Origin of the sequence: Pedobacter roseus, from assembly GCF_014395225.1 — a bacterium.
Taxonomy (GTDB): domain Bacteria; phylum Bacteroidota; class Bacteroidia; order Sphingobacteriales; family Sphingobacteriaceae; genus Pedobacter; species Pedobacter roseus.
On record NZ_CP060723.1, the window covers coordinates 4,933,176 to 4,955,055 of the forward strand.

19 protein-coding genes, 3 tRNA genes and 2 rRNA genes are annotated in these 21,880 nt (G+C 39.7%); 9 read left to right on the plus strand and 15 right to left on the minus strand.

All coding sequences use genetic code 11. The features are described from left to right. Window positions 1-9 precede the first annotated feature (9 nt). The 8 genes from dut to H9L23_RS20290 form a co-directional block, all read right to left on the minus strand. Window positions 10-444, minus strand: a complete 435-nt coding sequence (gene dut, locus H9L23_RS20255; protein ID WP_187592033.1) for a dUTP diphosphatase — start codon at window positions 442-444, stop codon at window positions 10-12. A gap of 56 nt (window positions 445-500) precedes the next feature. Beyond that, entirely contained in the window at window positions 501-1,979 is a 1,479-nt protein-coding gene (locus tag H9L23_RS20260) for a lipopolysaccharide biosynthesis protein (RefSeq protein WP_187592034.1), read from the minus strand. Between the two features lie 79 nt (window positions 1,980-2,058). Then, window positions 2,059-2,364, minus strand: a complete 306-nt coding sequence (locus H9L23_RS20265; RefSeq protein WP_187592035.1) for an acylphosphatase — start codon at window positions 2,362-2,364, stop codon at window positions 2,059-2,061. A 109-nt stretch (window positions 2,365-2,473) separates the two neighbouring features. Continuing rightward, window positions 2,474-3,430, minus strand: coding sequence for an NAD(P)H-dependent flavin oxidoreductase (locus H9L23_RS20270; protein WP_187592036.1), 957 nt, complete (start codon window positions 3,428-3,430; stop codon window positions 2,474-2,476). 53 nt (window positions 3,431-3,483) lie between these two features. Beyond that, window positions 3,484-4,446, minus strand: coding sequence for a D-2-hydroxyacid dehydrogenase family protein (locus H9L23_RS20275; RefSeq protein WP_187592037.1), 963 nt, complete (start codon window positions 4,444-4,446; stop codon window positions 3,484-3,486). Further along, window positions 4,447-5,568 (minus strand): Fic family protein, encoded by a 1,122-nt coding sequence (locus H9L23_RS20280; RefSeq protein ID WP_187592038.1) that lies wholly within the window; start codon window positions 5,566-5,568, stop codon window positions 4,447-4,449. 198 nt (window positions 5,569-5,766) lie between these two features. Beyond that, entirely contained in the window at window positions 5,767-6,933 is a 1,167-nt protein-coding gene (locus H9L23_RS20285) for an amidohydrolase family protein (protein WP_187592039.1), read from the minus strand. Window positions 6,934-7,053: 120 nt separating this feature from the next. Then, window positions 7,054-7,126, minus strand: a tRNA-Thr gene (locus H9L23_RS20290). 432 nt (window positions 7,127-7,558) lie between these two features. On the opposite strand from H9L23_RS20290, the gene H9L23_RS20295 reads away from it, so the two are divergent. The 4 genes from H9L23_RS20295 (at window position 7,559) to H9L23_RS20310 (ending at window position 10,063) form a co-directional block, all read left to right on the plus strand. Further along, window positions 7,559-7,873, plus strand: a complete 315-nt coding sequence (locus H9L23_RS20295; protein ID WP_187592040.1) for a hypothetical protein — start codon at window positions 7,559-7,561, stop codon at window positions 7,871-7,873. 81 nt (window positions 7,874-7,954) lie between these two features. Further along, window positions 7,955-8,266 (plus strand): hypothetical protein, encoded by a 312-nt coding sequence (locus tag H9L23_RS20300; protein ID WP_025145419.1) that lies wholly within the window; start codon window positions 7,955-7,957, stop codon window positions 8,264-8,266. Between the two features lie 79 nt (window positions 8,267-8,345). Further along, window positions 8,346-8,660 (plus strand): hypothetical protein, encoded by a 315-nt coding sequence (locus tag H9L23_RS20305; protein WP_116169014.1) that lies wholly within the window; start codon window positions 8,346-8,348, stop codon window positions 8,658-8,660. A 71-nt stretch (window positions 8,661-8,731) separates the two neighbouring features. Continuing rightward, on the plus strand, window positions 8,732-10,063 hold the full coding sequence (locus H9L23_RS20310; RefSeq protein WP_187592041.1) for a sigma-54-dependent transcriptional regulator: 1,332 nt from the start codon (window positions 8,732-8,734) through the stop codon (window positions 10,061-10,063). Here H9L23_RS20310 and H9L23_RS20315 read toward each other — a convergent pair whose 3' ends face one another. Further along, window positions 10,064-12,541, minus strand: a complete 2,478-nt coding sequence (locus tag H9L23_RS20315) for a hybrid sensor histidine kinase/response regulator (protein WP_187592042.1) — start codon at window positions 12,539-12,541, stop codon at window positions 10,064-10,066. 141 nt (window positions 12,542-12,682) lie between these two features. Between H9L23_RS20315 and H9L23_RS20320 the strand changes: the two genes are divergently transcribed. Beyond that, on the plus strand, window positions 12,683-13,372 hold the full coding sequence (locus tag H9L23_RS20320; protein ID WP_187592043.1) for a helix-turn-helix transcriptional regulator: 690 nt from the start codon (window positions 12,683-12,685) through the stop codon (window positions 13,370-13,372). Here H9L23_RS20320 and H9L23_RS26975 read toward each other — a convergent pair. Then, window positions 13,369-13,656 carry a type II toxin-antitoxin system RelE/ParE family toxin gene (locus tag H9L23_RS26975; protein WP_187595540.1) on the minus strand — a complete coding sequence of 96 codons (288 nt, stop codon included), beginning with the start codon at window positions 13,654-13,656 and terminating at the stop codon, window positions 13,369-13,371. The two genes, H9L23_RS20320 and H9L23_RS26975, sit on opposite strands and share 4 nt — an antisense overlap. 39 nt (window positions 13,657-13,695) lie before the next feature. Further along, window positions 13,696-13,935, minus strand: a complete 240-nt coding sequence (locus H9L23_RS20330) for a hypothetical protein (protein ID WP_187592044.1) — start codon at window positions 13,933-13,935, stop codon at window positions 13,696-13,698. Between the two features lie 177 nt (window positions 13,936-14,112). Here H9L23_RS20330 and H9L23_RS20335 point away from each other — a divergent pair, with 177 nt between their 5' ends. The 4 genes from H9L23_RS20335 to rlmN all read left to right on the plus strand — a co-directional run bounded on the left by H9L23_RS20335 (window position 14,113) and on the right by rlmN (window position 17,393). Continuing rightward, complete coding sequence (locus H9L23_RS20335) at window positions 14,113-14,610, plus strand: DinB family protein (RefSeq protein WP_187592045.1); 498 nt, start codon at window positions 14,113-14,115, stop codon at window positions 14,608-14,610. 115 nt (window positions 14,611-14,725) lie between these two features. Then, the gene (locus H9L23_RS20340; RefSeq protein WP_187592046.1) at window positions 14,726-15,238 is read left to right on the plus strand and encodes an NADPH-dependent FMN reductase; all 513 of its coding nucleotides are present in this window, start codon (window positions 14,726-14,728) and stop codon (window positions 15,236-15,238) included. 36 nt (window positions 15,239-15,274) lie between these two features. Next, on the plus strand, window positions 15,275-16,249 hold the full coding sequence (gene rluF / locus H9L23_RS20345) for a 23S rRNA pseudouridine(2604) synthase RluF (RefSeq protein WP_187592047.1): 975 nt from the start codon (window positions 15,275-15,277) through the stop codon (window positions 16,247-16,249). 88 nt (window positions 16,250-16,337) lie between these two features. Then, window positions 16,338-17,393, plus strand: coding sequence for a 23S rRNA (adenine(2503)-C(2))-methyltransferase RlmN (gene rlmN, locus H9L23_RS20350; protein ID WP_187592048.1), 1,056 nt, complete (start codon window positions 16,338-16,340; stop codon window positions 17,391-17,393). 742 nt (window positions 17,394-18,135) lie between these two features. On the opposite strand, the gene rrf is transcribed toward rlmN, so the two are convergent. From rrf to H9L23_RS20370, 4 genes are all read right to left on the minus strand, one after another. After that, window positions 18,136-18,247 (minus strand): 5S ribosomal RNA (rrf, locus tag H9L23_RS20355). An 82-nt stretch (window positions 18,248-18,329) separates the two neighbouring features. Then, window positions 18,330-21,206, minus strand: a 23S ribosomal RNA gene (locus tag H9L23_RS20360). 364 nt (window positions 21,207-21,570) lie between these two features. After that, a tRNA-Ala gene (locus tag H9L23_RS20365) sits at window positions 21,571-21,643 on the minus strand. 15 nt (window positions 21,644-21,658) lie between these two features. Next, window positions 21,659-21,733 (minus strand) — tRNA-Ile (locus H9L23_RS20370). Window positions 21,734-21,880: the final 147 nt, after the last annotated feature.

Genomic DNA, 21,880 nt, shown 5'->3' on the forward strand with positions numbered 1-21,880 from the left:
ATTCGATCCTTAAACTTTTCCCGTATGTCCGTAACCGCCTTCGCCGCGTGCTGTTTCGCCTAGTTCGGTAACCGGCTGCCAGCTCACGGTTTCGTGTTTAGCCACTACCATTTGGGCAATCCTGTCGCCATTAACGATTTTAAAATCTGTATCTGATAAATTTACCAATAAAACTTTTATTTCGCCACGGTAATCGGCATCAATTGTACCCGGAGAATTTACAATACTGATGCCATGTTTATAAGCCAGCCCGCTCCTTGGCCTGATCTGTGCTTCAAAACCTATAGGCAATTCGATAAATAAACCCGTTGGTACCAATAACCGTTGTAAAGGTTTCAAAATAATTTCTTCGGTTATTGCAGCGCGAAGATCCATTCCTGCCGCGTGTGCGGTTTCGTACTGAGGAAGCGGGTGCCCGGATGTGTTGATAATTTTTATTTCCATTTTTTATAAGATGTGAGATTGGAGATACTAGATCTGAGATAATTAATCCTCCTGATTTACTTCTTGAGCATTTTCGCCACATTATTCTTCTCAAAATAGAAAATGCCCAGTAGAAATAGCACTAAAATGCCGTTTCCAATGTAAATATTGCGTTTAAAAACCCAAAAAGATAAGTATACCATCACAATAGAAACCAATATATACGCACTCATTGCTTTAAGTTTATAGGGAATGGGGTAATGTTTTTGTCCAAGTAAATAAGAAATAACCATGATAATAAAATAGGCAAACATGGATACCCATGCAGAACCCATATAACTGAATTTAGGAATCAGGATAATATTCATGATGATGGTAAAAACGGCGCCAACCAAAGAGATATATAAGCCATACCTTGTTTGATCGGATAAGCGGTACCACACCGATAAATTCATGTAAATACCTAAACAAACATAACCGAACAATAAAAACGGAACTGCGTTAAGCCCCACCCAATATCTTGAATTGATAAAATGTTTGATGATTTCGATATTGGCTGTTAAGCCTACAAAAAGGATGGATAAAGCGAGTACAAAGTAGTACAGGATATTGGCATAGGTTTGCTTTGCATTTGCATTTTTAGCGTGACTAAAGAAAAACGGTTCGGCACCTAACCTAAAAGCGGTATTAAAAATACTGATGAAAATGGCCAATTTGCACACGGCTCCATAAATACCTACATCATGATTGGCGATGCTCTCCGGCAGGTATTTTCCCAATAAAATTTTATCTAAATTTTCATTAATGATAAACGATAAATTGGCCACCAAAACAGGCCAGCTATAGCCCAGCATATTGTTGAATAAGCTTTTGTTAAACTTAAACTGGATTTCTAAAAATTGCGGAATAAGCATGAGCAAAGTAACCACGCTTGCTATTAAGTTGGCTACAAATACATAACCTACCCAACGGCCTTTGTACCATGGGGTGAACCAGCCGCTTAATATATCATGTTTGATGAGGAATGGGATCACGTAAATGAACACCAGGTTTAAGCCTACAAAAGTGCCTATGTTAAGAAACTTGATTAAGCTATATTTAAATGGCTTTCCATCGGCCCTTAATTTTGCGAATGGAATTACACTGATGGCATCCACAAATAAAATCCACGCGAAATAATGCACATAAGATCTTTGATCGGCCAATTCAGCGATGTTTCCATCCAAAGTATACCTGGCCAGGTAATCGGAAAAAATTAATGCGGTGATTAAAAACAGGGTGGATATAAAAGCAATTACCAAAAAGCTATTGTTGTACACTTCCTGCTTCCGATCTTCATGTTTATTTAAGTACCTGAAGAAGGTGGTTTCCATACCAAAAGCCAATATTGGATTGATGATGGATACATAACTGAACATTTTGGTAAAAACACCATAAACACCAGGGGCGAAAACACCCGTGTAAACTGGCGTTAAAATAAAATTGAACAACCTCGAAAAAATGGTACTGATACCATAAATCATGGTCTGTCCAAGAAACTTTTTATATACCGACATTTAATATTGAGATTTGAGTATTGCGTATTGAGATAAGCTCCATTACCGGAGCGATATAGCAATCCAACAATTCAGCAATTTATTTTCTTAAGACTTCAAAATTACGATAGTTTTTTACTTCGCCATCGCTTACAGCTACATTTTCTACCCTCGAGCGGTCCGGACCTTCATGGCACCAGTTTACAAATTCTTCGAGAAAAATTTCTTCGCCTTCTGCTTCAATGTAAACCGAACCATCTTTTTCGTTTCTTACAAAACCATTTACCATCATTTGGTTGGCAATAATTTTTGTAGTCTCCCTAAACCCAACGCCCTGCACTTTACCAGTTATCATTATATTAAGATGCTTTACCCCTTCAGAAGATTTTATATTTTTTTCGCTCATACTAAATTTTAACGTTGCAAAGTTAGTAAACCAATTGTGTATCCTTATGTCCGGATGTTGTAAAGTTGAAATGTTGTAAAGTTAATGACCTGGCAATATAAAATGTTGTTTATAAATCTAATTCACCAGATATGTATTTAAATCCTTGTAATTCGGATTTAAATTCGGACCAAATTTCGTCAAGAATGGATTTAGCAGGCTTAATTTTTTTAAGCATAGCAGAAACCTGACCGATTTCGAGTTCACCATTTTCCATATCGCCTTCAAACATCCCCAATTTTGCCCTGGCCCTGCCTAAAAGCTCCATTAAACGTTCCCGATCGGCACCTTCGGCCTCAGCCATTGAAACCGCATCAGCAAATTCGTTTTTTAATAACCTTACAGGCACCAGTTTTTTCATAGCCAGTTTGGTATCACCTTCAGTGGCCGAAATAATTTTATTTTTAAAAGCAGGGTGAGCAGATGATTCTTCGGCAACAGCAAAAGCAGAACCTACCTGAACGGCATCGGCACCTAAAGCAAAAGCAGCCAACATGGCTTTTCCACTCCCGATACCACCGGCTGCGATAACCGGAATTTTTACCGCCTCTTTTATCATCGGGATCAAACACATTGTAGTTGTTTCTTCCCTACCATTGTGCCCGCCGGCTTCAAAACCTTCGGCCACTATGGCATCTACACCGGCTTGCTGAGCTTTTAAGGCAAATTTTATGTTCGCAACCACATGGACAACCGTAATTCCCTTCTCTTTTAAAATGCTTGTCCATGTTGCCGGATTACCTGCAGAAGAAAACACAATCTTTACTCCTTCTTCTATTACTACCTCAATAATTTCCTGGATGTTGGGATAGAGCAAAGGAATATTAACCGCGAAAGGTTTATCGGTAGCTAATTTGCATTTTTGGATGTGTATTTTTAAAACCTCCGGGTACATGGAGCCTGCACCGATAATACCCAAACCACCTGCATTTGAAACTGCCGAAGCCAATTTCCAGCCACTGCACCAAACCATTCCGGCCTGGATAATAGGATATTTTATGTTGAAAAGTTTACATATTGGGTTCATAGGAGTTTTATTAGGTTATGATACGTGGTGATACGTACCATGGCCGTTCATGCTTAAAGTATTTCGGGGTTGGCAATATTTGTCGGTTTTCCGTTGATGTAATTGATGATATTTTCGAACGCTTTGCTAAAATAGAGCTCGTAACTGTTCTTTTCTACATAGCCAAGGTGTGGGGTACAAACTACATTCGGCATGTTAAGCAATTCAAAATCTACATGGTAAACGGGTTCACTTTCGTAAACATCTATACCCGCAAAACCCGGCCTACCTGCTTTTAAAGCTTTAATAAGGCTTCCCGTTACTATAAGTTCTGCCCGGGAAGTATTGATCAGCACCGAAGAAGTTTTCATTAAATTTAAGTCCTCCTCTTTTACAATCCCATTGGTTTCTTGGTTTAAACGTAGATGAAGTGTAATCACATCGGCAGTTTTAAAAAAATCGATTTTACTTTCTGCAGCCTGAAAGCCATCGCCTATCGCGTTCAATCTCGATTGATCACTGCCCCATACCAAAACCTTTGCGCCAAAAGCTTTTGCATAACCTGCTATAATTTTACCGATTTTTCCATACCCCCAAATCCCGATGATTTTTCCGTTCACACTTTCACCGATATTCACCTGCCAATTGCCTTTTTTCATTCCTTCAATGGCATTGGGAATCTGCCTTAAAACATTCATTAACAAAATCCATGTTAATTCGGCAGGAGCAATCGGAGAACCAATGCCTTCAGCCACCGCCACTTTATATTTAGAGCAGGCAATCAAATCTAAATGATTGGAAATTTTCCCGGTTTGGCTAATCAGCTTCAGTTTGGGTAATCTGGAAAGTAAGTCATTAGTAATGGCTGTCCGCTCTCTGATCAAAACTAATACTTCAACGTCTTTTATTTTTTCTGCCAGGACATCGAGATCCCTCTCGGTCTTGTTAAGAATAACAACTTCCTGCTGCTGCAATAAACTAAAACACGACAATTTTCTAACCGCATCCTGATAATCGTCTAATATGGCTATTTTCATTTATTCTGAAAGAATTCTGTACAACTCTAAATTAAGAAAATAATGTCCTTTGCCTACCAATCTCTTTTCAAGAATCCCCATTTCGGTTAATTGATCCAAATACTTTCTTGCAGTGTTTTCTGCATATATACCTTTTTTAACCAAATGTTGAACACGGGTAAAGGGCTGCGTAAATATTGAATTAATTAATGAATCTGGTCGCTGGATATCTGTATTTTCCAAAACAGCGGCTGTAATTGACTCTTTAGCTGAAATGATATCATTTATTTTATCATAAGTAATATTCGCTGTTACTTCAACAGCCTTAAGCATATAAAGTATCCAATTTTTCCAACTTCCACGCTGAGTAATTCCTGCAAGACCAGCATAATATGCTTCTTTATTCTCCATAATATACTTGCTTAAAAAAAGTATGGGGTAGTCTAGTAATCCTTTTTGCGTTAAATAATTAATATTAAAAATCCTTCCTGTTCTGCCATTACCATCACGAAATGGATGTATTGCCTCAAATTGATAATGTCCTATGGCCATTTTAAGTAATGGGTCCAACGGGTAGTTTATTTCATCATTAAGAAATTTAATCAGGTTATCCATTTTAGCTTCGATTATACCCGCTCCCCTGGGTTGTGTATAAAACACTTTTCCGGCATTAGGACCAGATCCACCTTCCTTAATTACAATTTGAGCCACTGGTGGCCGTATCCCATCATTGAACCGACTAACAATCCGGTACATTTTAATAAAATATTCCCTATCGATAGGTTTATTTTCCTGAAGATATTGATGACCTTCCCATAATGCTTCTCTATAATATAGAATTTCTTTTGCCGGACCATTTACTTGACCGACATTTTCTTCGCTATATGCTTTATAAAGTTCATCATCCGTAGTGAAAATATTTTCAATCGCACTCGATGCTTTTGCTTCTTGCAAACTAATTGAATTAATCAGCAGCCCTTGATTGGGAATAGCAATACTTCTACCTTGAAGACGTCCTAATGCTGCTTTACTATTGCCAAGTTGTAATAGAATATCAACGTCAAGGTAGATAACTGAATCAACTGGAAGTTCAGGAAGCGAGTTCCAGGGTTTGGTACGATCTGGATTAATAGCAAATGGCATATTCAAATATAATCATTTTTGACATTAAAAATCCGGATATTTAATGTCAAAGCACAAAATCACCTCAAATAAGCAAAGGGAAACACATTTCACCTTAAAAAATTACTTTTTTAAGGTGAAAAAGATGAAATACTATTAAAATCTAATGCAAATTAGATCTTCGCCTTAAAAAAACAACAATTTAAGGCGTAAGACCAATTAAATTAATCTTTCTACATTATCACTTTCGATTATACAATTAGCTGAAAGCTGGATCAGATTCAACCCCGGTTTTTTGCCAGGCTCTATTGTTCCTAAATCCTTATCGAGCGCTAAAAATTCTGCTCCATTTATAGTTGCCCAGCTTAAAAGTTTTTCAAAAGTAACCTGCTTATGTTTTTGTAGGGTAATCATTTCAGACAGGATATTAAGCTGATGGTTGCTCGCCAAACTATCGGTACCCAAAGTAATTTTCACTTTTTCATTTATTAGTAAATCAACATTGGGTAGGGCATTTTCGATATAAAGATTAGCCTGCGGACAAAGGCACCAATATAAATTCGGGTTATGCGCTTTTGCAAACATGATGTCGGCTTTGTTAGAAACGGTATTGTGTACCAATAAAGTTTTTTGCTCCTTAATATAAGGTAGCCAGCTTTGTAATGAGGTTTTATGGCTTGGCTCGAAAAACGTGATATCCAATCCTAAAAACTGATATAGATCTAAAAATCCGCCTGTTTTATTTTCGAAAAAAGCATTTTCATTGTCCGTTTCCTGATTGTGCACACTGATAAGAGTATTGGCTTTTTCGGCTTCATCCCTGATTAATTCAAATAATTCTGGAGATACAGTGTAGGGGGCATGTGGAACGATAGATGCTGGCAGTGGTTCAAAATCTTGCTTAATACTCTTAACTTGATCCATTATAGCACCTGCACGTTCAGGATTAAAGCCCAAAGCCTCTATAAAGGTATGGTAATGGATTTTGCTGTTTTCTTTTACCTCTTTAGAGGAAATTTGGTTGGAAATATCGCCAACAGCTACAATACCGTTTTCGAACATTTTTTGGTCGGCAGTTTCCATCGCAGCTTTAATCTGCCCTGCATCGCCTTGCCTGCTTGTAATGATGCTGCGCACAAATTCTACTAATCCGGTATGCTCAGGAATTTGCCCCAGCATGTGCGAAAGTTCTAAATGGCAATGGGTATTGATAAAACCAGGAACGATGGCTCCTTTATGTTTTGTAACATCCAGACCAAGGTTTACGATCTCTTCTTGAGTTAAGATTCCAACAATTTCGCCATCCGGGCGTACAGCTACCGCCCCATTTTTAACCGGAGCCGAAGCAACAGGAAAAATCCAATCGGCTGAAAAGTATTTTAGCATGCTGCAAATTAGCGCAATACCAGCAGCTAAAAAAATATTTTTCTAAGCCAGGGTTATTTTTGAAAATGAAATGATTTTTAAATTTTCTCTAAAGAATTTAGAAAATTGGAAAAGAAAAAGAGCCTCCTATCGGAATCGAACCAATGACCTACTGATTACAAGTCAGTTGCTCTACCAGCTGAGCTAAGGAGGCTTTTAATCGGGCTGCAATGATAGAAAAAAATCTTCTTTTTTCAAAAGTTGAAATTTATTTTTTTGCCTCGTCAGATATTCCTGTTTAACAATCAGAGGTTTTCAAGCGTTGCTATTTCTAAATTACACTTAAAATCTGCTTCTATGATATAAGGTTACACTTGATGGCATGATCATACGCTGAAAGCTGTGCTTTTTCATTACAAATCCAATTTAAGTGGGGTATCACGATGCCAAGCAGCGATAAGTATGCAGCAAATAACTGCAAAACTTGTAGTCATTCACCACAAAGTGTGGAGAAACTCCACAACATTAAAACTTTGGCACAACAACAATCAACTGTAAATCAATTATTTAAATAAAAAAACTGGTTTGGCACCATTATGAAACATTAGCAAGTATTGTTACACAAATAAATTTTAAAATATATACCATGAAAAAATTCGTTTTAGCAGCTACAGTATTAGCATTCGCAGGGTTCTCAGCAGTACAAGCAAGTGAAGTAAAAGATTTTAAAACTACTGCAATTGTTGCAGTTCAAGATAGCGCAGTAAAAACTCCAGTGAAATTGGAAGAACTTCCTGAGCCAGTAACAACCGCATTAAAATCTGATGCATATAAAGGTTGGACCGCAACTGAAGCATGGTCAGTTAAAGAAGGTACTAAAGAGTATTATTTAATTAACGTGAAAAAAGAAGCTGAAACCAGTTCGGTAAAAATCGACAAAGACGGTAAACCAGTTCAATAATCAATATAAAATTAGCGCTCCATAATTAATAAGTATTTAAACAGTAACGAAAGTTACCAATCATATTTAAAACAGAATATCATGAAAAAGATCATTTTAGCCGCTACTTTAGCATTCGCAGGATTCACAGCAGTACAAGCAAGTGAAGTAAATACAATCAAAAACGCTGCAATTGTTGCAGTTCAAGATAGTGCAGTAAAAACTCCAGTTAAATTGGAAGAACTTCCTGCTCCGGTAACCACCGCATTAAAATCTGATGCTTACAAAGGATGGACTGCTACTGAAGCATGGTCGGTTAAAGAAGGTACCAAAGAGTATTATTTAATCAACGTGAAAAAAGAAGCTGAAACCGGTTCGGTAAAAATCGACAAAGACGGTAAACCAGTTCAATAATCTCAAATAAATACGCCATAAAGGCATAATCAATATAAGCGCGGCCTTCGGGCTGCGCATAAACTAAAAAAGAAACAAGATGAAAAAATTAATTTTATCAGCTGCGTTCTTAGCTTTTGCAGGATTCTCAGCAGTACAGGCAAGTGAAGTAAATACAATTAAAAATGCTGCAATTGTTGCAGTTCAAGATAGTGCGGTAAAAACTCCGGTTAAATTGGAAGAATTACCTGAGCCGGTAACAACAGCATTAAAATCTGATGCTTATAAAGGATGGACTGCTACTGAAGCTTGGTCTGTTAAAGAAGGAACAAAGGAATACTACTTGATCAATGTTAAAAAAGAAGCAGAAACTGGTTCGGTTAAAATTGATAAAGACGGTAAACCCGTACAATAAAAACCCAAATATTACATCTACCTATTACAAAAGAAAGCCGGATTATGTCCGGCTTTTCTTATTTTTGTTAAATGGCGAGAATCCTGATTCTAGAAGACGATACAACATTTGCTCAATTACTTGAAGGTTTTTTAACAAAAAACGGTCACGAGGTTACCCTTGTAACCCATGTAAAGCAATCTTTTAAACAAGTAGAGAACAGTGAATTCGACTTACTATTAATTGATTACCGCCTTCCCGACGGGACAGGTTTTGAAGTGCTTACCCATCTTCGTGATCTGGGCCTATCTATCCCGGTAATCATTATGACCAGTTTTAATGATGTTCGTACCGCGGTAAAATCAATTCAGTTAGGCGCTTTTGATTACATCACCAAACCGGTTAACCCCGATGAGCTATTGATGGTGATCAAAAATTCTTTAGCAAAAAAGAATATCAAAAGTGATGAACCTAAAGAAATAAACAGCGATTTTATTAAGGGTAAAAGTGCCATTGCCGATAAATTATATGGTCACATTAACCTGGTTGCACCTACTGATATGTCGGTAATTATACAGGGTGAAAGTGGAACCGGAAAAGAATTTGCAGCCAGAACTTTACACCAACAGAGTAAGCGGGCAGATAAACCTTTTGTGGCAATAGATTGCGGCGCTTTATCAAAAGATCTTGCCGCAAGTGAATTATTCGGGCACGTTAAAGGCGCCTTTACAGGTGCATTAAATGATAAAAAAGGTCAGTTTGAAGCCGCCAACGGAGGAACATTGTTTCTGGATGAAGTTGGTAACCTGAGTTACGAAGTGCAGATTAAACTGCTTCGTGCATTACAGGAAAGGGTGATACAGCCTTTAGGCAGTACCAAACAAATCCCTGTAAACGTTCGCATTATTACGGCTACAAATGATGATCTGACCAACAGCATGCAACAGGGAGAATTTAGGGAAGATTTATACCATCGCTTAAATGAATTTAAAATCCAGCTTCCGCCATTGCGCGATAGAGGTGGAGATCTGGAACTGTTCATCAATCACTTCATTCAGCTATCAAACCGCGATTTAGAACGGAACGTTAAAAGCGTATCTGCTGAAGCTAAAGCATTATTGTTAAGTTACGATTGGCCTGGCAATTTGCGCGAGCTGAGTAATGTGATTAAACGTATGGTATTATTGAGCCCTGGTGATGTTGCCCAAATTGAAGCATTACCTGATGAAATGATGATTTCGGTTCAACATCAATCGGCCCCGGGCAATTCATCTGACCTGAAAGCGGTAAACGAACAGAACGAAAAAACACTGATTACCGAAACTTTAATCAAAGTGAGGCACAATAAATCAAAAGCAGCAAAGATTTTAAATATCGACCGTAAAACATTATATGCAAAAATGGAGCGCTACGGGATTGAATAATTATTCAGCATTGGCATAATCCATTTGCGCTATAAAAGCAATCAGGCTATCCAATTTTTTAATCTGCACCAAAACTTCGGCTTTGCTATAATCGGTTAACCCCTTTTCGGCAATTTCTATTTCCAGGGTACGGAAAGCATTTGCGAGGGTTTTAGCACCCATCTGCGCCGTTCGCCCGGCCAAACGATGGACCAGTAACCTGCTTTTTTCCTGGTCATTTTCTGCAATATGTTTTTTCAGTTCGGCTGCATCGTCAATAGAATCCTGTTTAAAACGGTTCAGGATTTTTTCAAGCATCTGCTGATCGCCAAAAGTCATTTTTTCGATAGATGAGAAATCAAATTCGGGCTGTTCGGCTAAGATTTCCGTTTTATCAAAAATCGAAAGAATATCAACTGCCCTGAACGGTTTCATAATCAGCCCGTCAAAGCCCTCACTTAAAACCATTTCACGCTCTTCTGGCAGAACTTGCGCGGTAATGGCATAGAACTTAATATTAGAGGGCAGTTTCTTTTTTAACAAATGACAAAGTTCGAAACCAGTCATTTCTGGCATGCGCATATCAATCAAAACATATTTTAAATCGGGTTCCGGTTCGGTATGAAGAATATCGGCTACCTGGGTAAAACTCCTGTAGGGAATTTTGTTTTTCTCGAAAATCATTCCACATAGGTCAAGAATCAGCTTATCATCATCAATTACCCAAACAGAACCGGGGTTAACAATGGCGTAATGTTCTAGATCCAAAGCATCATTTACCCTTTCAGATGTATTTTCATATTTCATGTAAATATTAAATGTGGTTCCAATTCCAGGTTTACTTTTAACATAAATTCTTCCTCCCTGAGTCTCGATCAATGATTTAACGATGGGCAACCCTAGGCCAGTGCCTGCCTGATTGATGATATATTTTTCCGGAGATTCTATTTGCTCAAATTCATTAAATATTTTAGGAATATCTTTCTCTTCGAAGCCAATTCCGGTATCTTTTATCGCGAAATGAAAATGCAGATCATCGCCTTGCTTTTTATAAGAAACAGACAGGCGGATTTCGCCCTTTAAGGTAAATTTAACGGCATTGCCCAATAAATTGAATAAGATCTGTTTTAACCTGAAAGCATCACCTTTTACAAATTCAAGGTCAGCCAGATCAAGAACAGCATTTAACTGAAGGGATTTCTGCTCTGCCAAAGGCCGCATTACCGAAACTACCTCATCCAAAGCTTTTCTGATATTAAACACCTGATTATTAAAGCTAAATTCTCCAGAAATAATCCGGTTATAATCCAACACCTCATTCACAATCTGAAGCAAATGGATAGAAGACTGATAAATGGCATCAACATCCTTTTTATTAGGTACATCCTGTTGAGTAATCAATTCGGCATAGCCTAAAATAGATTGCAATGGGGTTCTGATCTCATGGCTCATGTTGGATAGAAAGCGCTGTTTTGCCTTGCCATGATATTCAGCTTCATCTTTCGCCAGCTCTAAGGCCTTTCTATATCTATTGCTTTTGGTAATATCTGCCAGGATCAGGTAAAGCAAGATTACGGTCAACAAAAAGAAAATGATAATTATGGTAGTAATCTGCGTAATCCCATCGTTAACCACCTCTTTGGCCTGAATGCCATTTAAATCAACCTGTGCAACAGCTTCGCCTTCTACTTCACGTAAAATCTGCAGCATTTTCGCTGTTAAGGCATTACTGGCACTTGATAAATCGGCTTCGCGTTTTAAAAACTTCTGACTTTTCTGACGTTGTTCCAGTTCGATATTTCGAAGTGAACCCGTCATGCTTTTCATGATGCTGTCTTCAGCTTTTGCATTTAAGGTATCGCGTTTAACCTTAAACTCTTCGTTGATGATTTTGTAAACGTCAGATTTCTTCTTTCCAAAGAGTTTACTCAGGAATCCGCGCGATTTTTGTTCTTCCTCCGGCGCAACCGTAGTGGTTGAGGTAGTGGTTTCGGTTGTCAACACCGCGCTATCGGTTTGCCTTGTCCGGGTAGCCACCAGTTCGTTTAGTTTCTGCACTTCATCCGAGAAGGATTTGGTATTCACCAGTGTTTCCCGCACTTTAAGGTAGTTCACAAACTGTTTATCCCGGTCGGAGAGTAAATTTTTGATCGATTTTATCCTTGCCAGTTGTGCAGAATCGCCACGGTATAATTTTCGCAGGGTATCCAGGCTGGATCTTAGTTTACGTGATTCCTTTAAAAAACTATAGGTACCCTGTTTATTAAACGCTTCATCGCGCTGCAGCTGGTCTAACCTTGCAATTTTATGCGAAAGATCATTAACAATCCTTAAACGGTCATTCGGCGCAGAAATTTCTTCCACGGTATTAAGCATCCTGGTAAAGGCAAACTTGCTGATACCCCATGCCAATAGCAGCGCAAAACAGGCAAATAGAAAACCTATAATTACTTTACTTTTTATTGCCCGGAAGAAACGCTTTTGAATAACAGCCGCCATTTAATTCAGATTATTACCTTAAACCATTATTACAACGGCTTATCGATTAGAATTGGTATCTGTTTATCTTTTACAAATAACGTACCATAAGAAAATTGGTTAAAAAGCTTTAATTTTATCATCGCCTAAAAAAAACCAAACATGAACCGTATCGACCGCCTTTTTGGAATCCTGACTTTACTCCAATCCAAAAAATATATAACTGCAGAGAAAATTGCAGAAAGGTTTAACATGAGTATACGCACGGTTTACCGCGATGTTAAAGCGCTTTGCGAGCAGGGCATACCGGTAAGTTTTGAGCAGCATAAAGGCTATTATCTTGTTCAAGGCTATTTTTTGCCACCTGTTTCCTTTAATATGGATGAAGCCAATGCATTGTTACTGGTAGAAAGTTTGGTAAATGGTTTTGCTGATAACTCCATACGTACGCATTACTCTTCTGCACTAACGAAGGTAAAAGCAGTATTAAAAACAAGTCAAAAAGAAAAGCTGGAAACTTTAAATCAGCATATCAAATTGCAGATTCCTGAAAGATTGATTTTCAACTTTGAATACCTGTCTCTTATTCAGCACGCCATTGCAGAAAAACACCTTATTGAACTCGATTATAAAAACAATAAGGAAGAGGTAAGCAAAAGAGAAGTTGAGACTATTGGATTAATTTTTTATGCATTTAGCTGGCACCTCATTGCCTGGTGCCACTTCCGTAACCAATACCGCGATTTTAACCTCACACGGATTATCTGCCTCAAAAATCTGGGGATTCCTTTCAGAAAAACCCAGCATATTCCATTAAGCGATTACATGCATTTGCTACCGGTAAATTATTAAGTGTTAATAATTCCTGCATCATTCAAACGTTGTATCACGTCTTCAATATTTACAGTCGAATGGTCGCTTTTGAGGTATATTTCAGCAAGATAAACTATTTTATCAATGACAACGACATAAGTAATAATTCTTGCTCCGCCAGATTTACCCTTATTCGTACCAGAAATAGATAAACGAATTTTATAAATATTTTGACCTAAGTAGGCTCCTAATTCAGGATTTCTCTCTAAATCGTTAATAAGCTTTAATAAATCAGATTTTATGCCGCGATGTTTCTTAAAGATTTTTTTAACTTCCCTTTTAAATTAGGAACCGTTTTAACCTTAAAGTTCATCTAAAAAATCTTTGGCATCACGAAGTTTTATTTTCCCTTCCTGATGAAGTTTGATTTGCTCAAAAGAATCTTTTAGGTGGTTATAGATTGCGTTTTCAGCCTTAATTGATGCTTTTCTCTTGACTTTAGTGTTAGATGCGACCTCATAATTCAAGCCCAAGGCATCAAGTACAGCCTTTACCTCTTTTTCAGATTTCTCGTTTTCAATATTTACGGTTAATGTCGTCATTATCAGAATAATACGTTTTTTGAATAAAACATTTCTCAATTAAATTATTTTTTTACACTGCCATAGGGTTGTCAGTGGTCCGTATTTTCTTTGTGTAAACAAACATTAAAAATCATGAGCATTGCTGATTTATTACTTATGGAGTTACACACAGTAGAAAAAACAAAACAGAAAAATATGGACGTTATTAAATTATTATTGAAAGAGTTGGCTGATGAATTCAATACCACAAAAAAATTCCTGGCCATTGTACCAGCAGATAAATTTGACTGGGCACCACACGAAAAAAGCATGAAAATGAAATCGCTTGCGGTCCATATCGCCGACCTTCCGCGCTGGGTTTCCTTGGCTTTAACTACGGATGGGCTGGATTTTGAAACCGAGCCCTACACAGAACCTCATGTAGAAAATGCTGATGACCTGGTTAAAATTTTGGAGAAAAATTACGCAGCCGGAAAAGCTGATTTAGAAAAAGCTACCGAAGAAAATTTGAATGGGCGTTGGATACTGAGTATGGGGAAACAAGTTTTGGCCGATTATTCTAAATATGAAACCATTCGCCACTCTTTAAACCAAACGTCCCACCACCGGGCACAATTGGGTGTTTATTTGAGGTTACTGGATATTCCAATTCCGGGAAGTTATGGCCCAAGTGCCGATGATCAGAGTTTTTAGGTTGTTATTTTTCTGATGAACTGTTGAAACCTGGTGCGTTTCAATGGTTCATTGAAATGACTATCTGATTACCAGTCCCGCTTCTTAATTTATCCGCGCTTTGCTATTTTTAGCAATGAAAAAAATATTTGCGATTTCGGGTAGTACGAAATCTATTTCAACCAATGGACTTTATATTGCAGCCATCAGCCAGGTTTTAGGTAAAGATTTTGAAGTAACCCTTTTTCCTTCCATTGCCAATATTCCACATTTCAACCCTGATCTAGATTTAGAAGATCCACCAAAGGTTATTTATGATCTTCGTAAGACTATCCAGGAAGCAGATGGCATCATCATTTCTACGCCTGAATATGCGATGGGGCTACCCGGTTCGTTAAAAAACCTTCTCGACTGGACAGTGAGCAACGCATCATTGTCCGGCAAACCCGTTTTAGCGATTGTTGCTTCTACTCAGGGTGAAAAAGCCTATCGGTCCATAATAGATATTTTAACCGTTCTTGAGGCGAAGATATCTGCTCAGCTTATTCCTTTTGCAAAAGCCAAGATTAACAAGGAAGCTGAAATTACAGATCTCGAAACTTTAACAAAGCTTAAAAGTACCATTCATGCATTTGTTGCTGCCCTATAGAATGGATAACACAATTTAATTCCGTAAAATTGCAGCATGAATAATAACTCTGCCACCCGTTTAAATAAATTCATCAGCGAAAGTGGATTATGTTCACGCCGTGAAGCAGACCGTTATATCGAAAAAGGTACCGTTTTTATTAATGGGAAAAGAGCTAAAGTAGGCGATCAGGTTCTTGCAGGCGATAAAGTAATGGTAAATGGCCATAACATAGAACCTAAAGAAGAAAGTAATTTCATCCTGCTGGCATTTAATAAACCTGTTGGCATTACCAGTACCACTGAATCCAGTGTACGCGATAATATTGTAGATTACGTTAACCATAGCGAAAGAATATTTCCAATCGGAAGATTGGACAAAGATTCATCCGGCCTTATTTTCCTGACCAATAACGGTGACATTGTAAACAAGATTTTAAGGGCTGGGAATAAACACGAAAAAGAATATATAGTTACGGTTAATAAACCCATAACAGAAGATTTTATTTTCGAAATGAGTAACGGCGTTCCTATTTTGGGCGTAAATACTCGCAAATGCAAGGTTCGCCAGATCAGTACCTTTGTTTTCAATATTATCTTGATTCAAGGTTTAAACAGACAGATCCGTAGAATGTGCGAGCATTTTGATTACGAAGTAACCAAACTTGAGCGTACACGGATCATGAATATTAGCCTTAAAGGTATTCCAACTGGAGAATTTAGGGAACTTACCGAAGAAGAGATGAAAGCCATCACCAAAAGTGTCGAAAACTCATCCTCTGAGGCTAAACCCAAAACAAAAAGTGCCCCCAAGAAAAAAACAAATGCCTGGGAGGAAATCCCTGAACTTAGAGAAGAACAGCCCAAAAAAGCATTTAAACCCAAACCATCAGGTCAAAAATCTTCGGGCAAAAAACCGGGTGCTCACTCAGGTTCAAAACCTACGGGTAAAAACAATACTGGTACCAGAAACTCAAGGCCAGCAAAAGGTAAGCCTGCAGGTAAGTCAAATACAAGAAGCAGAGGAAGATAAGCTAAGCAATTGTAAAATTACGCACTGATTAGTAGCCTTTTAGCTTTAGTCTTTCAGCTTAACGGCTTTTTAAGTACCTTTGCAACAAATGGTAACAGCAAAAAAAACCGATATCCGTGCATTAGATCTTCCCCAATTGCAACAACACCTTGTAGCGATGCAACAGCCTGCATTTAGGGCCAAGCAGATATACCAGTGGCTTTGGGAAAAATCGGCTACGAGTTTCGAGCAGATGAGTAATCTATCTAAAGATCTTCGTAAAGCTTTAGACGACTCTTTTGCCATTAATGCTGTTCAGGTTAACAACTCCCAGTTCAGTAATGACCATACCATCAAAAATACATTCAGGTTAGCCGACGGCAATATTGTTGAAGGTGTTCTAATCCCATTGGAAGATCGCATGACTGCCTGTGTGAGCTCGCAAGTGGGCTGTAGCTTAACCTGTAAGTTCTGTGCAACAGGCTACATGGATCGTAAGCGTAACTTAAACGCTGACGAGATTTATGACCAGGTAGTGCTGCTTGACAAGCAGGCAAAACAGAATTACAACAACCCTCTTACCAATATTGTGTATATGGGTATGGGTGAGCCATTATTAAATTATGCAAACGTATTGAGGTCCATCGAGCGTATCACTGCTCCTGATGGCCTAAATATGAGCTATAAGCGCATTACTGTATCAACAGCAGGCATTGCCAAAATGATCAAAAAATTAGGTGATGACGGTGCTAAATTTAATCTTGCACTTTCACTGCATGCAGCTGATGACAAAAAGCGTAATGAAATTATGCCAATAAACGAGGCTAACTCGCTAAAAGCTTTGGCAGATGCCCTTAAATACTATTTTGCTAAAACCAAAAATCCGGTCACTTACGAATACATCGTTTTTAATCATTTTAATGATGAAATTTCGGATGCAATGGATTTGGCAAAGTTTTGCAAACATATTCCTTGTAAAGTAAACCTGATAGAATATAACCCTATTTCTTTTGCTGATTTCACCAATGCTGAAGGGGATAAAATTGATGCTTTTTCAAATTATTTAAAAAGCCAAGGCATTAATACCAATATCCGCCGTAGCCGTGGTAAAGATATCGATGCAGCTTGCGGGCAATTGGCCGTTAAGGAAGAGGCGAACGCTTAGTCCAATCATTTTTATATCCTAACAATATAAATAGCTTTCATCGAATAAAGTATTATTTGGAGCGCAGGTTTCTTTGCGCATGGGTTGGGTTCGGTCCTGCTGTACGCTAAATCCTTTTGGGAAACCTATCTGTTAAACAATTCATATTTTCCCAAAAGGGATACCGCTGCCATCAGGGCTATTTTAGCCTGGACAGAAGATGTAAAATGGATGATGGAATTCATCTGCGTAAATCACCTTTATCTGCGGGAGCAAACCCTTAACTTTTCTTAACTCCTTAATGGTGGGAAATAACGCATAGATCTTTTTACCATTAGGAAATTAAGGCCATTAAGAAATAGAACCTGGTAATTACCTTAACCCTTCTTCACTACTTAATAATCGGTACCGCTGCCATCAGGGCTATTTTAGCCAGGACAGAACATAGAAGATGTAAAAGATGGAAGATGTAAAATGGATGCTGGAATTGATCTGCATAAATCAGCTTTATCTTTGGGAGCAAACCCTTAACTTTTCTTAACTCCTTAATGGTGGGAAATAACGCATAGATCTTTTTACCATTAAGAAATTAAGGCCATTAAGAAATAGAACCTGGTAATTACCTTAACCCTTTTTCACTACTTAATTTTTTGAAAATAATCCTGAACAGTTAATATCAAATGGTGGGAAATAAAACGTTCTGCAAAAAAGCTTATAAACGAAGAAAACCCTTTAACATTGTTGTTAAAGGGTTTCTTTTAAGATTTGGCACCGACCTACTCTCCCACGTGTTACCGCAGTACCATCGGCTCTGGTGGGCTTAACTTCTCTGTTCGGAATGGGAAGAGGTGGACACCACCGATATAGGCACCTAAATTTCTTTAGATAAGCTATCTCGAGCTTAAATGACATATTATTGAAAGAAGTTATTATGAAGAACAAACAACAGTCTGTTTGCTTTGAAAGCTTCGGATGATTAGTACTACTCGACTGTGCTGTCGCCAGCTTTACATCTGTAGCCTATCAACGTAGTAGTCTGCTACGGTCCTATATGGAATTCTCATCTCGTGGCTAGTTTCGCACTTAGATGCTTTCAGCGCTTATCTATTCCCAGCGTAGCTACTCTGCAATGCCCCTGGCGGAACAACAGATTCACTAGAGGCTGGTCCAACCCGGTCCTCTCGTACTAAGGTCAGCCCCACTCAAAATTCCTACGCCCACAACAGATAGGGACCGAACTGTCTCGCGACGTTCTGAACCCAGCTCGCGTGCCACTTTAATCGGCGAACAGCCGAACCCTTGGGACCTTCTCCAGCCCCAGGATGTGACGAGCCGACATCGAGGTGCCAAACCTCCCCGTCGATATGAGCTCTTGGGGGAGATCAGCCTGTTATCCCCAGCGTACCTTTTATCCTTTGAGCGATGGCCCTTCCATGCAGAACCACCGGATCACTATATCCGTCTTTCGACCCTGATCGACCTGTATGTCTCACAGTCAAGCAAGCTTATGCTATTGCACTCCGCGTACGGTTACCAAGCGTACTGAGCTTACCTTTGAAAGCCTCCGTTACCTTTTTGGAGGCGACCACCCCAGTCAAACTACCCATCAAACAATGTCTCCCTTAAGAAGGGATTAGACACCGAATACAGAAAGGGTGGTATTTCAACGTTGGCTCCACGACGCCTAGCGACGCCGCTTCAAAGCCTCCCACCTATCCTACACATCCTGTATCCAATGTCAATGTTAAATTGTAGTGAAGGTGCATGGGGTCTTTCCGTCCCGTTGCGGGTACCCGGCGTCTTCACCGGGACCACAATTTCACCGAGCTCATGGCTGAGACAGCGCCCAGATCGTTACACCATTCGTGCAGGTCGGAACTTACCCGACAAGGAATTTCGCTACCTTAGGACCGTTATAGTTACGGCCGCCGTTTACTGGGGCTTCGATTCAATGCTTCTCCTTGCGGATGACATCCCCTCTTAACCTTCCAGCACCGGGCAGGTGTCAGGCCTTATACCTCATCTTTCGATTTTGCAAAGCCATGTGTTTTTGTTAAACAGTCGCCTGGGCCTTTTCACTGCGGCTGACATTGCTGCCAGCGCCCCTTCTCCCGAAGTTACAGGGCCATTTTGCCGAGTTCCTTAGCCATGATTCACTCGAGCACCTTAGAATCCTCTTCCCGGATACCTGTGTCGGTTTGCGGTACGGGTTTTTATAACCTGAAGCTTAGCGGTTTTTCTTGGAAGTCTGATTACCTGCGCTATCCACTCACCCGAAGGCTTGCGGTACTATCGACTTTCAGCTAGACTGGCGGATTTGCCTACCAATCTAATACCTACTGTCTTTAACGATCTATTCCGTCAGATCGCGGCAGTGTCACTACTCCGTCCCCACATCGCAGTTATAAAAAGTACTGGAATATTAACCAGTTGTCCATCGAATTTCCCCTTCGGGTTCTCCTTAGGTCCCGACTAACCCTGATCCGATTAGCGTTGATCAGGAAACCTTATCCTTTCGGTGGGTGGGTTTCTCGCCCACCTTATCGTTACTTATGCCTACATTTGCTTTTCTAGAAACTCCAGCACCCATTACCAGGTACCTTCGCTGTCGCTAGAATGCTCCCCTACCGATATATTTCAATCCCATAGCTTCGGTGTACAGTTTAATGCCCGTTTATTATCCATGCCCGATCGCTCGACTAGTGAGCTGTTACGCACTCTTTAAATGAATGGCTGCTTCCAAGCCAACATCCTAGCTGTCTGTGCAATCGGACCTCGTTAGTTCAACTTAACTGTAACTTGGGGACCTTAGCTGATGGTCTGGGTTCTTTCCCTCTCGGCGCGTGACCTTAGCACCCCGCGCCTCACTGCAGATCATATTTCATAGCATTCGGAGTTTGTCTGGATTTGGTAGGATTTGACTCCCCCGCACCCAATCAGTAGCTCTACCTCTATGAAACTTAATATCCACGCTGTTCCTAAAAACATTTCGGGGAGTACGAGCTATTTCCCAGTTTGATTAGCCTTTCACCCCTACCCACAGATCATCCGGAAACTTTTCAACGTTTATCGGTTCGGTCCTCCAGTACGTGTTACCGCACCTTCAACCTGTCCATGGGTAGATCACAAGGTTTCGCGTCTACCCCCTCTGACTATACGCCCTATTCAGACTCGCTTTCGCTTCGGATCCGTGCCTGAAGCACTTAACCTTGCCAGAGAGGAGTAACTCGTAGGCTCATTATGCAAAAGGCACGCCGTCACACCACTTGGATGCTCCGACCGCTTGTAAGTACACGGTTTCAGGTTCTATTTCACTCCCCTGTTCGGGGTTCTTTTCACCTTTCCCTCACGGTACTGGTTCACTATCGGTCTCTCAGGAGTATTTAGCCTTACCGGATGGTGCCGGCAGATTCCCACAAGGCGTCTCCGACCTCGCGGTACTCAGGATACTACTAGCCTAGCATTCTATACGTGTACCGGGCTATCACCGTGTATCGCTGGGCTTCCCATCCCATTCCACTTCTGTTTGCTAATGACACATCGTAGTCCTACAACCCCACTAATGCCGTAACATTAATGGTTTGGGCTCTTTCCCTTTCGCTCGCCACTACTTAGGAAATCATTGTTATTTTCTCTTCCTCTGCTTACTTAGATGTTTCAGTTCGGCAGGTTTGCTCATTATATGTGACATGTCTTCAACATGCCGGGTTGCCCCATTCGGAAATCTTCGGATTAATTCCTATTTGCAAATACCCGAAGCTTATCGCAGCTTATCACGTCCTTCATCGCCTCTGAGAGCCAAGGCATCCCCCGTGTACTCTTTATTACTTTCTTCTACTCATACGCCTTTTGCGCCGTATGGTATGCTTTTTTTGCTCTTGTTATGATGTCTCATACTTATTGGTCTCTTGCGATCCCTTTAAGTGAGCACAAACACAACAGTCGCCTATTGTTGTTTGCTCTTCTTTTTTAACTTCTTCCAATATGTCAAAGAACTTTACTGAACCTGAAGGCCGAAGGTATAAAGGCGGAGGGTTTCATTGTCCCCAACCTAAGCTTCGTTCCAGCTTCGTTAGTAAAAAACTGCGGTCTCGAACCGTTTCATACTTTTATTTGTATGTGCCCCGTGGCGTTTTCTTCTTTCTTAATCTTTATGTCAATGTATATTATCTATCCCGATAATAAGGTATGTATTCTGTGGAGAATAACGGAGTCGAACCGTTGACCTCCTGCGTGCAAGGCAGGCGCTCTAGCCAGCTGAGCTAATCCCCAAAAGGATTTAAATGTAGTCCCGTCCAGATTTGAACTGGAGACCCCTACATTATCAGTGTAGTGCTCTAACCAGGCTGAGCTACGGGACTTCTTGTTTAAGGTAGGCTTTACTTAGTCGCAGTATATAGTATCTTACCGCTACTGCTTCCCTTTTTGGCTTACCCTTCTTGTCTCCGTTGCGCTATACCTTTATAGTATGCCCACCGTTTTCTTCTGGGTGTTTCTTTTGTTTTTTA

Bases quoted from the DNA above. Each gene is read 5' to 3' on its own strand.
- H9L23_RS20270 (WP_187592036.1), bottom strand. From the start codon at position 3,430: ATGAACCCAATATGTAAACTTTTCAACATAAAATATCCTATTATCCAG.
- H9L23_RS20300 (WP_025145419.1), top strand. From the start codon at position 7,955: ATGAAAAAGATCATTTTAGCCGCTACTTTAGCATTCGCAGGATTCACA.
- H9L23_RS20280 (WP_187592038.1), bottom strand. From the start codon at position 5,568: ATGCCATTTGCTATTAATCCAGATCGTACCAAACCCTGGAACTCGCTT.
- dut (WP_187592033.1), bottom strand. From the start codon at position 444: ATGGAAATAAAAATTATCAACACATCCGGGCACCCGCTTCCTCAGTAC.
- H9L23_RS20295 (WP_187592040.1), top strand. From the start codon at position 7,559: ATGAAAAAATTCGTTTTAGCAGCTACAGTATTAGCATTCGCAGGGTTC.
- H9L23_RS20275 (WP_187592037.1), bottom strand. From the start codon at position 4,446: ATGAAAATAGCCATATTAGACGATTATCAGGATGCGGTTAGAAAATTG.
- H9L23_RS20285 (WP_187592039.1), bottom strand. From the start codon at position 6,933: ATGCTAAAATACTTTTCAGCCGATTGGATTTTTCCTGTTGCTTCGGCT.
- rluF (WP_187592047.1), top strand. From the start codon at position 15,275: ATGAATAATAACTCTGCCACCCGTTTAAATAAATTCATCAGCGAAAGT.
- rlmN (WP_187592048.1), top strand. From the start codon at position 16,338: ATGGTAACAGCAAAAAAAACCGATATCCGTGCATTAGATCTTCCCCAA.
- H9L23_RS20260 (WP_187592034.1), bottom strand. From the start codon at position 1,979: ATGTCGGTATATAAAAAGTTTCTTGGACAGACCATGATTTATGGTATC.
- H9L23_RS20315 (WP_187592042.1), bottom strand. From the start codon at position 12,541: ATGGCGGCTGTTATTCAAAAGCGTTTCTTCCGGGCAATAAAAAGTAAA.
- H9L23_RS20310 (WP_187592041.1), top strand. From the start codon at position 8,732: ATGGCGAGAATCCTGATTCTAGAAGACGATACAACATTTGCTCAATTA.
- H9L23_RS20305 (WP_116169014.1), top strand. From the start codon at position 8,346: ATGAAAAAATTAATTTTATCAGCTGCGTTCTTAGCTTTTGCAGGATTC.
- H9L23_RS20320 (WP_187592043.1), top strand. From the start codon at position 12,683: ATGAACCGTATCGACCGCCTTTTTGGAATCCTGACTTTACTCCAATCC.
- H9L23_RS20265 (WP_187592035.1), bottom strand. From the start codon at position 2,364: ATGAGCGAAAAAAATATAAAATCTTCTGAAGGGGTAAAGCATCTTAAT.
- H9L23_RS20330 (WP_187592044.1), bottom strand. From the start codon at position 13,935: ATGACGACATTAACCGTAAATATTGAAAACGAGAAATCTGAAAAAGAG.
- H9L23_RS20340 (WP_187592046.1), top strand. From the start codon at position 14,726: ATGAAAAAAATATTTGCGATTTCGGGTAGTACGAAATCTATTTCAACC.
- H9L23_RS20335 (WP_187592045.1), top strand. From the start codon at position 14,113: ATGGACGTTATTAAATTATTATTGAAAGAGTTGGCTGATGAATTCAAT.